Genomic DNA, 14,349 nt, shown 5'->3' on the forward strand with positions numbered 1-14,349 from the left:
CCCGACGGCTCGGCCAGCGTCGAGGGCGTCGGATTTTCATGTCGTCGAGGCTGGTGGCGGTTCCGCGCAGCGCGCTGTGTCGGATTCCGAGGTTGGCCAGGTAGGCAGCTGCCCTGTCGCAGGCCCGTTGGACCGCCGCTGCGCCGTCGGCGTCGGCGGGTTGCCGGACGACGCAGCGGAAAGTGAAGTTGCGGAGCGGCAGTTCGTAGATGAGGGTTCCCTCGTCGGTCAACGCGGCGTTGAGAATGTTGTGTTCGGCGGCGCTGGCGATGAGTGCGGCACGTTGAGCCTCGTCGAGGTCGGCGAACGTGCCGCGGACGATGACGCGGTAGGTACGGTCACTCATGTGGCGGGGGCTTCCCCTCAAGGGGTGCGGGTTCGGCTTTCGGGTGTGCATGGTTCTCGGCGAGCAGGGCTGCCAGTCCGTCGAGGAGACGTTCGAGACCGAAGGCGAAGCGGTCCTCCATGGACGGGGCGGTGAGGTCGCCGGCCAGGGCGACGAGGTTCGGGAACTGTGCTTCCGGCAGTCCCCGCAGCCGGTCGGCCGCCATCTGGGCGACCTCGGAACGACTGGCGCCCTCGGTCTCGGATGCGGAGATCGGCGCCTGCTCCTGGAGGACGAAGCCCTGGACGAAGGCACCGAGAAGGTGGTTGGCCAGGGCGGCGTCGGCATCAGCGAAACCGGCCTCCCGAAGCCGGTCCAGTTGCTCCTCCATGAGACGCAGCAGGTTGGGGCCGAGCGCCAGGCGCCCCGCGACGACCTTGGCGGCATCCCGCTTCGCCAGCAGTTGCTGTCGGTAGCGCAGTGAGTACTCGCGGAGCTGCTCCCGCCAGTCGCCCCGCCTGGGCGGCGGCTCGGCATCAGCCATGAGTTCGTCGGCGAGCAGGTCCAGCAGTTGTTCCTTGTTGCGGACGTGCCAGTACAGGGAGGCCGCTTTCACCCCCAATTCGGCGCCGACCTTGCGCATCGACAACCCGGCGATTCCCTCACGTTCCAGCACCCGCAGAGCCGCCGCCACGAGCGTCTGGCGGGTCAGCCCGGGCTGTGCACGGTCCTCGGGTGCGCTGTCGTCCGTCACCGGCCACCTCCGTCTGAACCAGCCTGCAATCTAACGCCGTTAGGGAGAGTCTGGCACGGTGAGAGAGGCGGCAACAGTGAGTCGAAGCCCCAGTTGGTGAAGGTGCCGGTCAAGGACGGAGCAGCCGCACGATCATTTCCACGGTGTGTTCCACAGACCGACGGCGTGAGGTGGCGCCAGGCAGCAGGACGCGGACGAGGACGGCGCCGAGGAGCATGTCGAAGACGTCGTCGGGGTCCACATGGGGATCGACGCTGCCAGGAGCGGCGGCGTCAAGGATGTCGCGGAACTGGGGTCGCGCCGACACACGCAGGATCAGTTCCTGCGAGCGTGGAGCGGTCGAAGTCCGGTTGTGCGCCAGGAGGCCGGGCGCGGCCGCGCGCGCCGCGGGAGTGGTGAGGGCGGCCGTGTAGGCGCTGGTGAACCGGTGAAGGTCGCCGCGAAGGTCCCCGGTCGGCTCGACGCTGAGAGGGTCGAGGCCGGGGAACGTGGCCTCGCTGATCAGCTCGATCCGTGACGGCCAGCGCCGGTAGATGGCGGAGGCGTGCACGCCCGAGCGTTCGGCGACGGCCTGGATGGTCGTGCCCTCGAAGCCGCGCTGCTCCAGGAGTTCGCGAGTCGCCGCGAGAGCTCGTTCGCTGATGGTCGGGTCAACTGGGCGGCCCGGGCGCCGTCGGGGCTTGTCCACGTCGCCGATCGTAATCGTCCGCCATCGCCGGACGTTCGGCTCTCCCGCTAATTTTAGGAGACTGTCTTCTATAAATGGTGGCTCGTCGCTACAGTCGCATGGCGGGTGGTGCGTTCGCCGCCCCCGCCCACCCTCGTCACGAGGAGATGCTGATGCGCGCTGCCGTGCTGCGGGACGGGACGGTGCGGACCGGGACCGTCGACGATCCGGTTCCCGGTCCGGGCCAGCTCCTGGTCCGTACGCTTGCCTGCGGGATCTGCGCCTCGGATCTGCACTTCATGGATCACCCTGAGGCAGGCCTGCACGACGACTCCGCAATGTCGACCTATGACCAGGACGTCGACATCGTCATGGGACACGAGTACTGCGCCGAAGTCGTCGGCCACGGTCCCGGCACCGACCGCCGGATACCGGTCGGCACACGGGTGAGTTCCCTGCCGATCCTGGTCGTCCCCGGAGGCCGGAAGATCATCGGGCAGAATCCCGAGTCACCTGGTGGATTCGGCGAATACCTGCTCCTCACCGAGGCCCTCACCCGGGTCGTGGCTTCGGATCTGCCCAGCGAGGTCGTATGCGTCGCGGACGCGATCGCGGTCGGCTGGTCCGCCGCGGTCCGCGCCGCGGTGACGGCGGAGGAGGTACCGCTGGTCATCGGCTGCGGTGCCGTCGGGCTGGCGACGGTCGCCGCGCTCAGGCTGCTCGGCGTCGGGCCGATCGTGGCAGTCGACTTCATGGCGTCCCGGCGGGCGACCGCCCTGGCCATGGGGGCCGATGTGGCCGTCGATCCCGCCGAGTGCTCACCGCTCCTGGCGTGGCGTGACCTGGCCCGTGCGGACGCGGAACAGGCGAAGGACGTGATGCCGGCGGCCACGGCGTCCGGCGGTGTCGTCTTCGAGTGTGTCGGGGTCCGCGGCGTGCTGGACTCGATCGTCCGGGCGGCGGAGCGCGGAACCCGGATCTTCTCGATGGGCGGCCCACCCGAGGGCGATGTGCTCAACACGATGATCGCCAAGCGCAAGGGCATCAACATCCAGTTCGGCGGCGGCCCTTCGCCCGCTCACTGGGACGAGGCGTTCGAGGCCGTCTGCTCAGGAGACCTCGATGTCCGGCCGATGCTCGGGCGGACCGTCGGACTCGACGAGGTGCCCGAGGCCCTCGACGCCGCCCGTGGCGCGAACGGGCCGGCGCGCATCGTCGTCGTCCCCTGAACGAGGCGGCGCCACCGGGCTGCCGTTCGCCGACCGTGGAGCTGTCGGCTCATGAGCGGTCGCAGTGTACCTCGTCACCGAACCGATGGAAGGGGCTGCGAGAGATGAGCGAGGCCGACGACCTTCGGGTCGCCGTCGAGGCGCTGGCCACGAAGGTCCGCGATCTGGAGGACCAGCTGGAGATCATGCAACTGGTCGCCCGGTACGGGCCGGCGGTCGACAGTGGCTCCGGCGAGGCCGCGGCCGCGCTGTGGACCGAGGACGGCACCTTCGATGTCGCCGGCCACCTGCGGATGAAGGGGCGGGAGGACATCGCCGCGATGGTGCACGGGGCCGGCCACCAGAGCCTCGTCCGCGCCGGCTGCGCCCATGTGCTGACCGTGCCGCACATCGTGGTCGACGGCGACCGGGCGACCGGGCGCAGTTACGCGCTCAACATCCGCTGGGACCCCGCGGCCGACGGGTTCAGGGTGGCCCGGGTGTCGGCCAACACCTGGCGGTGGGTGCGGACCGAGCAGGGCTGGCGCGTCGCGGAGCGGATCAACGCCAACCTCGACGGTTCCGCGGAACACCGCCGGATGCTGGCGCCGCCCGCTGACCGTTCGCCCGACACAGGCCGGCGGCCGGGTGGTTGAGCATGTCCTGCGCCAGGGAGGAAGCGTGAGGATCGGATTCATCGGACGCGGCCGTATGGGCCGCCCGATGCTCGACCGGCTGGCGGAGGCGGGGCACGACATCACCGTCCTGGTGCGTCGGGCCGACATCCGAGCCGATGCGGAGGCGGAAGGGCTGAGGTGCGCCGCGACCGTCGAGGAAGCCGTACGCGAGGCCGACGCCGTGTTCGTCGTCGTACTGACGGACGACCAGGTGAGGTCGGTCTGCCTCGGGCCCGAAGGTGCCCTCGCCGGCATGCGGCCGGGAGCGGCCCTCGTCCAGCACACGACCTGCGCACCCGACACCGTTCAGCTGCTCGCGCAGAAGGGCGCCGAACGCGGAGTGGAGGTGCTCGACGCGGCGCTCTCGGGTGGCCCGCACGACATCGCCGCGAGCCGGCTCACGCTGTGGGTGGGGGGCGACGGGGCTCTTCTGGCACGACTGCGTCCCGTCCTGGAGACGTACGCCTCGCCGATCGTCCCCGTGGGTCCGGTCGGCAACGGCCAACGGGTCAAGCTCGTCAACAACGCGCTGTTCGTGGCCCAGGTGGGGCTCGTGGCCGACGCGGTGCGCCTGGCCCGCTCCCTGGGGATCGAGGAGCGCACGATCCTGGAGGCCGTCCAGCAGGGCAGCGGCTCCAGCCGCGCCCTGGACGTCGTCGCCAGAGGCGGATCGGTCGACGCGGTCGCCGAACGCCTGGCGGACCTGATGAGCAAGGACGTCGCCGTGGTACGCGAGGCCGCGCGGCGCGCGGGCGTGGACCTCGGTCTCGTCGGGTCGGTTCTCTCCTCGGACACGGTTGTGGGCAGGGTGCTCGGCACGGGCCGACCGCCCGGCCCGAGGGCCTTCCCGAACCCCTCTCCACCATCGCTGAGTTCTACCGCACGCACCATCCAGGAGGCACGGCATGAACGACCCTGACGCGATCGACTTCTTCACGGACGGCTCTGTCATCGAAGACCCCTACCCCTACTTCGACTCTTTGCGGGCCAAGTGCCCGGTGCACCGCGAGCCGCACCACGGCGTGGTGGCGGTGTCCGGGTACGACGAGGCCGTCGAGGTCTACCGGGACACCACGACGTACTCCTCGTGCAACGCGGTGACCGGTCCCTTTCCCGGACTCCCGTTCCAGCCCGAGGGCGATGACATCGGCGCCCAGATCGAGGAGCACCGCGGCCTGTTCCCCTCGAACGAGCACCTTGTCACCTTCGATCCACCGAAGCACACCGAACACCGGGTACTGCTGCGGCAGTTGATGACGCCGAGGCGGCTCAAGGAGAACGAGGCGTTCATGTGGCGCCTGGCCGACCTTCAGATCGACTCGTTCCTCGAACGGGGCCGTTGCGAGTTCATCGGTCACTACGCCCAGCCCTTCGCCCTGCTGGTCATCGCCGATCTCCTCGGCGTGCCCGAAGAGGACCACGGCCTGTTCCGGTCCCTGCTGCAGACGGAGTCGAGGACTCCCGGTCTGCTCGGCGACGAGGGTCGGGCCCCGATCGATCCTCTGCAGTTCCTCCGGGAACGGTTCACGGCCTACGTCGAGGACCGCCGGCGCGAACCTCGTGACGACGTGCTGACCAAACTGGCCACGGCGAAATTCCCCGACGGATCGACCCCGGATGTCATCGACGTGGTCCGCATCGCCTCCTTCCTCTTCGCCGCGGGCCAGGAGACGACGGCCCGCCTGCTGGCCACGGCTCTGCGCGTCATCGCCGAGGAACCCGGTCTGCAGCAACAGTTGCGCGACGAACGCCACCGCATTCCGGTCTTCGTCGAGGAGGCGCAGCGGGTGGAGAGCCCGGTCAAGAGCGACTTCCGGCTGGCCCGTACCTCGACGGAACTGGCCGGCGTCGACATCCCGGCCGGCACCACGGTCATGGTGATGCCCGGCGCGGTCAACCGCGACCCCCGTCGCTTCGAGGACCCGGCCGTCTTCCGTATGGACCGGGCCAACGTGCGTGATCACATGGCGTTCGGCCGCGGCGTCCACACCTGCCCCGGCGCCCCCCTCGCCCGGGTCGAGGCCCGCATCAGCATCGAACGCCTCCTCGACCGAATGGACGACATCCGGATTTCCGAAGCCGCACACGGCCCGGCGGACGCGCGCCGCTACGCGTACGAACCCACCTTCATCCTGCGCGGTCTCAACGCCCTGCACCTTGAGTACACCCCGCTTCCCGCCGGCTGAGCGATGCCGGGGACATCCAGGAACACGAAGGAGACCGCCGTGGACAGTGCGGCGAACAGCGCCCCGGGACCGGCGCGTGTGGCCGTGGTCACCGGGGCCGCGTCCGGGATCGGGCTGTCGATCGCCCGGCACCTGGCCGACCGAGGCCACTCCCTCGCCCTGTTCGACCGCGACGGGGACGAGGTACGGCGGGCGGTGAAGGAGGTGCGGGCCGACGGCGTCCGGGCTCTGGCGTACGAGGTCGACGTCACCGACCGCGCCGCGGTGGACACCGCACTGGAGACGGCCCGTGAGGCGCTGGGACCGGTGGAGATCATGGTCACCAGTGCCGGTGTCGACGCCTTCGCCCCCGTCACCGACATCACCGCCCAGGAGTGGGACCGCGTCCTCGCGGTCAATCTCACCGGGACCTTCCACTGCGTCCAGGCCGTCGTCCCCGACATGCTGGCCGCCGGCTGGGGACGGATCGTGACGATCTCCTCCTCCTCCGCGCAGTCGGGTGCGCCCCGTATGGCGCACTACGTGGCGTCGAAGGGCGGAGTCATCGCGCTCACCAAGGCACTGGCCTTCGAACTCGCACCCCATGGCATCACCGTCAACACCATCCCACCGTCGATCATCGACACTCCCATGGCGCGTCAGGCCGAGCGGGACGGCGACCACCCCGGCATCGACGCGACCGCCGCCCTCACCCCCGTACGCCGGGTGGGCACGCCTGAAGACGTAGCCGCAGCCTGCGCGTTCCTCTGCTCCGAGAGCGCGGGGTTCATCACCGGCCAGATCATCGGAGTCAACGGCGGCTGGTACATCTGACACCACAGGAAGGACTCCGCGATGAGTTCCGCCAGGTCCTTCGCCGAGCGCTACGGCCCCTGGGCCCTGGTACTCGGCGGCTCGGAAGGGGTCGGCGCGGCGTACGCCCGTGCCATGGCCGAACGCGGGCTGAAGGTCTTCCTCCTGGCCCGCCGCCAGGGGAAGCTCGACGAGGTGGCCGCCGACATCCGTGGGCACACGGGTGCGGAGGTCCGGACGGCGGCTGTCGACCTCTCTCTGCCCGACGCGACGGCAGACGTCATCAAGGCCGTCGACGGGCTGGATGTCGGCATGGTCATGTACTGCGCCGGAGCGGACCCGAACTACCAGCCGTTCCTGGCGGGCGCGGTCGAGATCGCGCAGCCCCTGATCCACCGCAACTGCGTGGTGCCGATGCAGATCTGTCATCACTTCGCCGCACCCATGGTGGCCCGGGGCACGGGAGGCATCGTGCTGGTCTCCTCGGCGGCCGGTCTGCACGGCACGCCCAACACCGCGGTCTACGGCGCCACCAAGGCCTTCGACATGCTGCTGGCCGAAGGACTGTGGGCGGAGCTGCACGAACAAGGGGTCGACATCCTGTCCCTGGTGCTGGGGGCCACCGACACTCCCGCACTGCGCCGGACCCTGGTCCGGCGAGGCCACCTGCCCGACGACACCACTCCGGTCCCCGGCGCCTCGACCCCCGAGGAGGCCGTGGCCGAGGCGCTCACCCACCTCGCCGACGGCCCGACCCGCATCGTCGGGGAACGGCTGCGCGAAACCATCCGGCAACTCGCCGCCATGGACCGCGGTGACGCGGCCAGAGCGATCGCGCGGCGCTCCGGCGGGGTCATGGACTCCGGACGACAGGAGAAAACCTTCCGATGACGGCACCGACCGCCGGACATGACGTCCGAAGCGACATCGCCTACGGCGACATAGGCCGCTGGCACGACGCGGACGCCCTCACGGCGTACATGGAACACGCGCACGCCCGTTGCGGCCACCTCATGCACCGTGTCACGAACACCGAGGTCACCCTGGACGGCGACACCGCGACCGCACGCAGCTACTGCGACGCCCTCGTCCTGGGCCCCGACAACGACGGCGGGATGCAGGCGTCCGGCTGTTTCGACGACGATCTCGTCCGCACCGATCAGGGCTGGAGGATCACCCACCGCCGTTACACCCTGGTGCTGCTCCGGGCGGTGCGGAACGCGGCCCGACCCCATGGAGACAGCGGAGACAGCCATGCACCACGATGACCGCACGCGTGCCGGGGTCCTCGGTCCGGCGGACACGGCGAAGCCTCTTCGTGTCGTCCAATGGGCCACGGGAAACATCGGCACCCGCTCCCTGCGCGCAGTACTGGAGCATCCACACCTGACGCTGGCAGGCGTACACGTCCACACACCGGACAAGACCGGCCTCGACGCGGGCAAACTGTGCGGCCTGGACCCCGTCGGGGTCACCACCACCGACGACATCGACGACATCCTCGCCCTCGGCGCCGACTGCGTGCTGTACATGCCGCGAGCCGGCGACATCGACGAGTTGTGCCGGCTGCTCGGCTCGGGGGCGAACGTCGTGACCACCCGAAGCGACTTCCACCACCCGCCCAGCATGGACCCCGCCGTACGCGAGCGCGTCGAGGAAGCCTGCGCGCGGGGCGGCACTTCCGTCCACAGCACCGGCAGCAGCCCCGGCTTCATCACCGAGGCCGTCCCGCTGGTCCTGGTCTCCGTCCAGCGACGGTTGGAGACCCTGATCGTCCACGAGTTCGCCGACCTGTCCCGACGCGACTCACCGGGCCTCCTCTTCGACGTGATGGGATTCGGCCGGGCCCCGGCCGGTGAGTTCGACGAACGCCATCTGTCGCATGTACGAAGCAGTTTCGGGCCGTCCCTGCGCCTGGTCGCCGACGCCCTCGCGCTGCCGCTCGACTCGGTCGAGGCGAGCGGAGAGGTGGCCGTCGCCGCCCGGACGGCCACCATCGCCGCCGGAACACTGCCTGCCGGAACCGTGGCCGCGCAGCGGATGACCGTCTCCGGCATGCGGGCAGGTCGTCCGCTCCTGCAGTTCATGGCCACCTGGTACTGCACCACCGATCTCGACCCCGCCTGGACCGTCCGTCCCACCGGCTGGCACCTGACCGTCGACGGAGACACGCCACTGGACATCGACATGCGCTTCCCGGTGCCTCTGGAGCGCATGGGCGAGGTCTCACCCGGATACACCGCCCACCGCGCCGTCAACGCCGTTCATTCCGTCTGCGCCGCTCCCCCCGGCATCCGTACGACCATCGACCTGCCCCCCTTCACGGCAACGCTGGCCTGACGGCTGGGCTTGCAGATCATCAAGAGGCTGCCTCCCGTCCCGCTTGCAGGGGGTGTTGAAGGCATCGGCGAGTGCGTTGTCCGCTGAGCTGCCGACGGCGCTCATGCTCTGGAGTGTCCAGGACGAGCGTCCCGGGGGTCGGCGAGGTCTTCCTCGGCTGGCCACGGCGACGCCGCACCGGGCCGCGGCCTTTGGAAGGCAGGCGCATGGCGCCGAGGCCCAGCAGGTCGGCCCGGGGCGAGAGTCCGGTGGACGGTGTGCGGCTCTGCCGGACCGGGTCAGTCGAGCGCACCCTCCGCGACCAGCATGCTCGGGGCTCCGTTGTCGTGATGAATGGACGTGCTGGTGCGGGTCAGTGGGACGCTTGTTCCGCCGTGCCGGGCCGCGACGATCTCCGCGGCGATGGAGAGGGCGGTCTCCTCGGGCGTACGGCCACCGAGGTCGAGGCCGACGGGGGATCGCAGCCGCCTCAACTCCCGTTCCGCCAGCCCGACTTCGCGTAGCCGTCGCTCCCGGTCGGCGTGTGTGCGGCGCGAGCCCAGGGCGCCGACATACGCGACCGGCATCCGTAGGGCCTCGGTGAGCAGGGGCATGTCGAACTTGGCGTCATGGGTGAGCACGCACAGGACGGTGCGAGCATCGGTCTCCGTATGCCGCAGGTATCGGTGCGGCCAGTCGACCACGATGTCGTCGGCTTCCGGAAAGCGGGCCCGCGTGGCGAAGACGGGCCGGGCGTCGCAGACGGTGACGTGGTAGCCAAGGAACTTGCCGACCTGGACGAGTGCCGACGCGAAATCGATCGCGCCGAACACGATCATGCGGGGCGGCGGGACGGACGACTCGACGAGCAGTGTGAGGCCCCCGGGACAAAGGGAGCCGTCCTCCGAGAGCTCGATCGTGCCTGTGCGGCCGGCATCCAGCAGGGCGCGGGCCTCGGCAGCCGCCGTGCGATCCAGGTCAGGATGCTCGCCGAGCCCGCCCTTGTACGAGCCGTCGGTGCGCACGAAGAGGGCGGTGCCGAGGAGCCGGGCAGGGCCGCGGATCACCCGTGCGAGGGCCGCCGGTTCACCGCGCGCGGCAGCCGCCAGAGCTTCGCGGAGTTCCGGGGCCGGGCCGGTGACCGGCGTGACCAGGATGTCGATCACCCCGCCGCAGGTCAGCCCGACGGCGAAAGCGTCCTCGTCGCTGTACCCGAACCGCTGCAGGACCGTCTCGCCGTCCTGGAGCGCCTGGACGCACAGGTCGTACACGGCTGCTTCCACGCAGCCGCCGGAGACCGACCCGACGACGCCCTCCTCGACGTCGAGCGCGGCGTACGAGGCACGCTCGCGCACCTCCCGGTAGCGGGAGCCCGCGGCCGCGGGGACCGGCGGCAGCGCGACGCCGGTGATCAGCGCACCCGGAGGCAGCGCGCTATCACTGCCCGGCAGGCGCTTGTTGCAGGGCTTGCTCAGGTCGGCGAAATAGCCGCAGCGTGTGCGCTGGAGCAGGTTCCCGCCGACGGTGGCCGTGGTGCGCAGCTGCCCGGAGGCGCCGGCCGGCACTGCCTGCGCCAACGCCGGGTTGCGGCGGCGCACTTCTGGATGGGCGGCAAGGTCCCTGTCGGTGACGGTGGCACCGATGCGCAGGCCACCGTCCGGCGCCAACTGGGTCTCGTCCAGCGGCAGTTCGCGCATGTCGACCCGCCGGGTGGGGCGCTCGACACCGGTCTTCATCAGATCGTGGGCGCGTCGGTAGTCGAACTCCCTCACACCGTGGCCTCCTCCGCCGCAGCGGTGACTGCCTCGACGATGAACACCCCCTGAGCCCCGCAGCGGCACAGGTTGCCGCTCATCCGTTCCCGCATTTCCTCCGGGGTCAGCGGCGGCGGCCCTGACTCGGGCCTGACATCGGCGGTGACGGCGCTCGGCCAGCCGGCCGGGTGCCGCTCGATCACCGCGATCGTGGAACGGATCTGACCGGGTGTGCAGTAGCCGCACTGATAGCCGTCGAGGTCGAGGAACGCCCTGCTGCACCGGATGGAGCCGGTCCCTTTCGGCCAAGCCCTCGACGGTAGTGACCTCCCGACCCTCGGCGGCCACTGCGAGCTGCGGACAGGACGCGGCCCGCCGCCCGTCCAGGAGAACGGTGCAGGCGCCGCACTGTCCCTGGTCACAGCCCTTTCTGGTGCCGGTCGGATCGAGGTGTTCACGCACGGCGTCGAGCAGCGTGGTGCGGTGGTCGACGGGCAGGGCGTGTTTCTCGCCGCTGACGGGCACGGTGACGGTGCTGGTGGCCGTTGGAGCCATGCGTCAGCTTCTTTCACGGATCCGGGGTGGAGTGGGGCGTGGGGGGATCCGGCAGGCGGGTGACGGGGGCCGCATCAGAAGCGGGACGGCACCCGATCGTGAACGGGGGAGTGCAGCGAGTCGTGGACAGCGCAGCTCAGTTGCTGCCGGTCGATGCGCCACATCAGGCCGTCGGCTCCTTCTCCTGGTAGCGGGCGGCGGGTGAGGGCCCACTGCCGCCCGCCATCAGCGCGGTCTCGGCGGCCAGGAGCGCGTCCAGCGCGGCAGTCTGGTCCACCAGGGCCGGGGAACAGATCGACTCCCCCAGGCGCAGTCCGGCGAGGCTGGACCGCACCATGTCCTCGGCGGTCATGGCGGTGGGGTTGCCGTTGCCGTAGCCGCCGTAGAACTCCGTGGCCACCAGTCCCGGACACACGACCTGGGTGCGGACGCCGGTGCCGGCGATTTCGAGGGAGAGCGTCCGCATGAAGGCGAGGGTGGCGGACTTCGCCGCCGTGTACAGGGTTCGCGGCACCGGCGGGTTCTTCTGCCCGGCGCTGAAGGCCAGCAGGGACGCGATCGTGATGACGGTCCCCTCGTCGGCGTCCAGCATCCCGGGAAGGGCCGCCCGGACGAGTTGGACGGGGGCGACGGCGTTGAGGCGGAGCATGCGGTCGATCTCGTCCGGGTCGATCTCGGTGAGCCGCGTGTAGCCGGCGGCCCCGGCGTTGCAGATCAGCAGCCGGATGTCTCCGACGGCCGCGCGTTTCGCCACGGTGCCGAGGCCTTCCGGGGTGGCCAGATCGGCCGGCAGGACCTCCACCGTGGCCCCGGCGCTCCGCAGTTCATCGGCGAGATCGTCGAGTCGGTCCTTGCGCCGGGCCACGAGGACGAAGTCGTGGTCGACGGCCAGCTGTCGGGCGTAGGCGGTGCCGATGCCGGAGGAGGCGCCGGTGATCAGGGCAAGGGTTCGCGACATGTTGATGACGTTCCGTTCTGTTGCTGGTGTCGGGTTGCTGGTGTCGGCGTTGAGACTGTCGGTATGTCTGCCGGGGGTGAGTCCCGGTCGCCGGGGTCAGACCTTCGCGAGTTCCCGCCGGACGACCTCGGCGAAGGTGGCCGGAGGTCGGCCGAGCAGCATTCCCAGGACACGGGGGTTTCCGCGGTAGCCGTGCTGGTCGTAGTGGGCGAAGGTGGAGATCATGTCGGCTGCGGACAAAGGGTGTGCGGCGGCGGACGGTGGCAACGGGCCGGCCGCCACCGGTACCTGACGTACGTTCAGGGGTACACCTCGGGCCGCGGAGATCTCGGCGGCCATCTTCTCCAGGGTCGTCAGCGGCCCGGCGAGGTCGTAGGTCGCGTAGTCGTGGCCGTCCTCGGTCAGCACCCGTGCCGCGACATCGGCCAGGTCGAGCAGGTCGATCACCGAGATGGGGGCCTCCGGGCTGAACGGGACGACTATCTCTCCGTCGACGACGCGGCCGAGCAGGGGCAACACGACCTGGGCGAACATCGACGGCTGGAGGATCGTCCACCGAAGGCCGCTCTCGCGCACGGCGACTTCGGCCCGCGACTTGCGCATGTGGTTGCGCAGCGTGGGCGTGTGCGGATGCATCACGGAGTGGTAGACCAGGCGTGGCACACCGGCCGCCTCGGCCGCCTGCACGGCGTTCTCGACCAGGACGTCCTCGCGGGGGTGGAGCGAGGGAGGTATCACGTGTACGGCCTGCGCACCGGCGAACGCGTCCCGCAACTGTGCCGCGTGCGCCAGGTCGGCGCGGACAACGACCGCGCCCGTGTCACGCAGACGTTGCTCGCCCGCGTCGCTGTGGCTGAGCGCGACGACCTTGACGTCCCGCGACCTCAGGGCGGCGATCAGGCTTTGGCCCGCTGCCCCAGAGGCTCCTGTGATGACGATGCTCATGGGAAGACCTTCCGGACGGTTCGGGGTTCCGCTTTGGCGTTTATTATTCAACACGGTCGTCAATGATGTCCATCTCGTGGAGGTCGGGCGGTCCGTGGAGTCTTCAGGTCGGTGAGGTGAGCGGCCGTGGTCCAAGGGCCGGGTCGTGAGCCGTAGCCGTCCGCCCCGGCAGGGTTGACCGCCCGTCCATGTCGGCGTGAGCTGCTGTGTCATGGGCCGTGATGCGGACGGCCTCCGGGGTTCGGCGTGGTGCGACCATGCGGTCGCTTCGGCATGGTGGGTTCGGGTCTTGAGGCATTCGTGGAGGATGCCGACGAGGCGGTTGCCGACGTGCCGCAGTGCGGGGTTGTAGTCGACGTCGCGGGCGTGTTGCTTGTCGTAGTGGCGGCGGGCGCCGGGCGATGCCCGCCGGACGCAGAACGCCTGGCTCAGCTCCTCGGTATCAGCGACCAGACGATCCATGTCTGGCGCCGTCGGCACCTCATCGATACGGGGCAGTTGCCCGGCGCGAACAGCAGCGACCTGTCCGGGCTCGCTGCGGCCCGCAAGCGCATCGCCGAGTCGGAGGCCGAGTTGGCCATCCACCGGTGGGCTGCCGAACCGCTGGGCGAGGTGACGTCCCCCCCAAAGGCGCTTCGAAGCCATCCGCGTGATGGCCCGTGAGTATCTGCCGGTGCGGCTGGCCTGCGGGTGCTGCACGTCGCCGAATCCGGCTACTGCGCCTGGCGGGATCGTCCGCCCTCGAACGTCGTCTGGGCCTGAGCATCCATGTCAGCCATGGCACCGTGGAACTGCTGATGCAGCGCGCCGGCCTGCACGGCCTGCCCGGCAACCGGCGCTCCCGCGCCCAGCACGTGACCCCGTCCGTGACCGACCTGGTGGAGCGCAACTTCACCCGCCACGCCAGGGACCAGCTATGGGTCACGGACATCACCGAGCACCCCACTCTGGAGGGCAAGGTGTACTGCGCGGTCGTCCTGGACACGTTCTCGCGACGTGTGGTGGGCCGGTCGGTCGATGCCGCGCCCAATGAAGTCCTTCTGGGCCCGGCTCCAGGTCGAACTGCTCAACCGAAGACGGTGGCGGACGCGTCTGGAACCGTCCACCGCGCAGGCACTCCGCGCCGGGCATGCTCAGCCCGGTGGAGTACGAACTCCGCACCCTGCCAGTAGCCTGAAACCAAGCAACTCGACTCCACCACCTCGGGAC

The 14,349-nt window shown here is 70.1% G+C and carries 15 protein-coding genes and 3 pseudogenes; 10 read left to right on the top strand and 8 right to left on the bottom strand.

The window, feature by feature from the left end; translation table 11 throughout:
- Positions 1–76: 76 nt before the first annotated feature.
- The 3 genes and pseudogenes from ACLZN2_RS18855 to ACLZN2_RS18865 form a co-directional block, all read right to left on the bottom strand.
- Positions 77–397, bottom strand: a pseudogene (locus ACLZN2_RS18855) (DUF6204 family protein); the annotation flags it as partial.
- Complete coding sequence (locus ACLZN2_RS18860) at positions 339–1,079, bottom strand: TetR/AcrR family transcriptional regulator C-terminal domain-containing protein (protein WP_416979643.1); 741 nt, start codon at positions 1,077–1,079, stop codon at positions 339–341. The gene ACLZN2_RS18860 and the pseudogene ACLZN2_RS18855, both read right to left, overlap by 59 nt.
- A gap of 109 nt (positions 1,080–1,188) precedes the next feature.
- Complete coding sequence (locus ACLZN2_RS18865; RefSeq protein WP_416979644.1) at positions 1,189–1,767, bottom strand: TetR/AcrR family transcriptional regulator; 579 nt, start codon at positions 1,765–1,767, stop codon at positions 1,189–1,191.
- A gap of 152 nt (positions 1,768–1,919) precedes the next feature.
- On the opposite strand from ACLZN2_RS18865, the gene ACLZN2_RS18870 reads away from it, so the two are divergent.
- The 8 genes from ACLZN2_RS18870 to ACLZN2_RS18905 all read left to right on the top strand — a co-directional run bounded on the left by ACLZN2_RS18870 (position 1,920) and on the right by ACLZN2_RS18905 (position 8,949).
- A complete protein-coding gene (locus tag ACLZN2_RS18870) occupies positions 1,920–2,975 on the top strand; it encodes a zinc-binding dehydrogenase (RefSeq protein WP_416979645.1) in 1,056 nt (351 codons plus the stop codon).
- Between the two features lie 104 nt (positions 2,976–3,079).
- A complete protein-coding gene (locus ACLZN2_RS18875) occupies positions 3,080–3,610 on the top strand; it encodes a nuclear transport factor 2 family protein (RefSeq protein ID WP_416979646.1) in 531 nt (176 codons plus the stop codon).
- Positions 3,611–3,635: 25 nt separating this feature from the next.
- Positions 3,636–4,550: an NAD(P)-dependent oxidoreductase gene (locus ACLZN2_RS18880; protein ID WP_416979647.1), complete on the top strand. Its 915-nt coding sequence runs from the start codon at positions 3,636–3,638 to the stop codon at positions 4,548–4,550.
- Positions 4,537–5,817, top strand: coding sequence for a cytochrome P450 (locus ACLZN2_RS18885; RefSeq protein WP_416979648.1), 1,281 nt, complete (start codon positions 4,537–4,539; stop codon positions 5,815–5,817). Before ACLZN2_RS18880 ends, ACLZN2_RS18885 begins: the two co-directional genes overlap by 14 nt.
- A gap of 39 nt (positions 5,818–5,856) precedes the next feature.
- On the top strand, positions 5,857–6,630 hold the full coding sequence (locus tag ACLZN2_RS18890; protein ID WP_416979649.1) for an SDR family NAD(P)-dependent oxidoreductase: 774 nt from the start codon (positions 5,857–5,859) through the stop codon (positions 6,628–6,630).
- A 21-nt stretch (positions 6,631–6,651) separates the two neighbouring features.
- Positions 6,652–7,500 carry an SDR family NAD(P)-dependent oxidoreductase gene (locus tag ACLZN2_RS18895; protein ID WP_416979650.1) on the top strand — a complete coding sequence of 283 codons (849 nt, stop codon included), beginning with the start codon at positions 6,652–6,654 and terminating at the stop codon, positions 7,498–7,500.
- Positions 7,497–7,877, top strand: coding sequence for a nuclear transport factor 2 family protein (locus ACLZN2_RS18900; protein WP_416979651.1), 381 nt, complete (start codon positions 7,497–7,499; stop codon positions 7,875–7,877). The genes ACLZN2_RS18895 and ACLZN2_RS18900 overlap by 4 nt, the downstream gene beginning before the upstream one ends.
- Positions 7,864–8,949 carry a dihydrodipicolinate reductase gene (locus tag ACLZN2_RS18905; RefSeq protein WP_416979652.1) on the top strand — a complete coding sequence of 362 codons (1,086 nt, stop codon included), beginning with the start codon at positions 7,864–7,866 and terminating at the stop codon, positions 8,947–8,949. The genes ACLZN2_RS18900 and ACLZN2_RS18905 overlap by 14 nt, the downstream gene beginning before the upstream one ends.
- A gap of 278 nt (positions 8,950–9,227) precedes the next feature.
- On the opposite strand, the gene ACLZN2_RS18910 is transcribed toward ACLZN2_RS18905, so the two are convergent.
- The 5 genes and pseudogenes from ACLZN2_RS18910 to ACLZN2_RS18930 all read right to left on the bottom strand — a co-directional run bounded on the left by ACLZN2_RS18910 (position 9,228) and on the right by ACLZN2_RS18930 (position 13,140).
- Positions 9,228–10,325, bottom strand: a complete 1,098-nt coding sequence (locus tag ACLZN2_RS18910; RefSeq protein WP_416979912.1) for an XdhC family protein — start codon at positions 10,323–10,325, stop codon at positions 9,228–9,230.
- A gap of 108 nt (positions 10,326–10,433) precedes the next feature.
- Positions 10,434–10,664: pseudogene (locus ACLZN2_RS18915) on the bottom strand (FAD binding domain-containing protein); the annotation flags it as partial.
- Between the two features lie 32 nt (positions 10,665–10,696).
- Positions 10,697–11,237, bottom strand: a pseudogene (locus tag ACLZN2_RS18920) (2Fe-2S iron-sulfur cluster-binding protein).
- 163 nt (positions 11,238–11,400) lie between these two features.
- Positions 11,401–12,195: an SDR family NAD(P)-dependent oxidoreductase gene (locus ACLZN2_RS18925; RefSeq protein WP_416979653.1), complete on the bottom strand. Its 795-nt coding sequence runs from the start codon at positions 12,193–12,195 to the stop codon at positions 11,401–11,403.
- 96 nt (positions 12,196–12,291) lie between these two features.
- Positions 12,292–13,140, bottom strand: a complete 849-nt coding sequence (locus ACLZN2_RS18930; RefSeq protein ID WP_416979654.1) for an SDR family oxidoreductase — start codon at positions 13,138–13,140, stop codon at positions 12,292–12,294.
- 300 nt (positions 13,141–13,440) lie between these two features.
- Between ACLZN2_RS18930 and ACLZN2_RS18935 the strand changes: the two genes are divergently transcribed.
- The gene (locus ACLZN2_RS18935) at positions 13,441–13,803 is read left to right on the top strand and encodes a hypothetical protein (protein ID WP_416979655.1); all 363 of its coding nucleotides are present in this window, start codon (positions 13,441–13,443) and stop codon (positions 13,801–13,803) included.
- Between the two features lie 122 nt (positions 13,804–13,925).
- On the top strand, positions 13,926–14,312 hold the full coding sequence (locus ACLZN2_RS18940; RefSeq protein ID WP_416979656.1) for a DDE-type integrase/transposase/recombinase: 387 nt from the start codon (positions 13,926–13,928) through the stop codon (positions 14,310–14,312).
- Positions 14,313–14,349: the final 37 nt, after the last annotated feature.

The organism is Streptomyces sp. T028 (assembly GCF_048159505.1).
GTDB lineage: Bacteria > Actinomycetota > Actinomycetes > Streptomycetales > Streptomycetaceae > Streptomyces.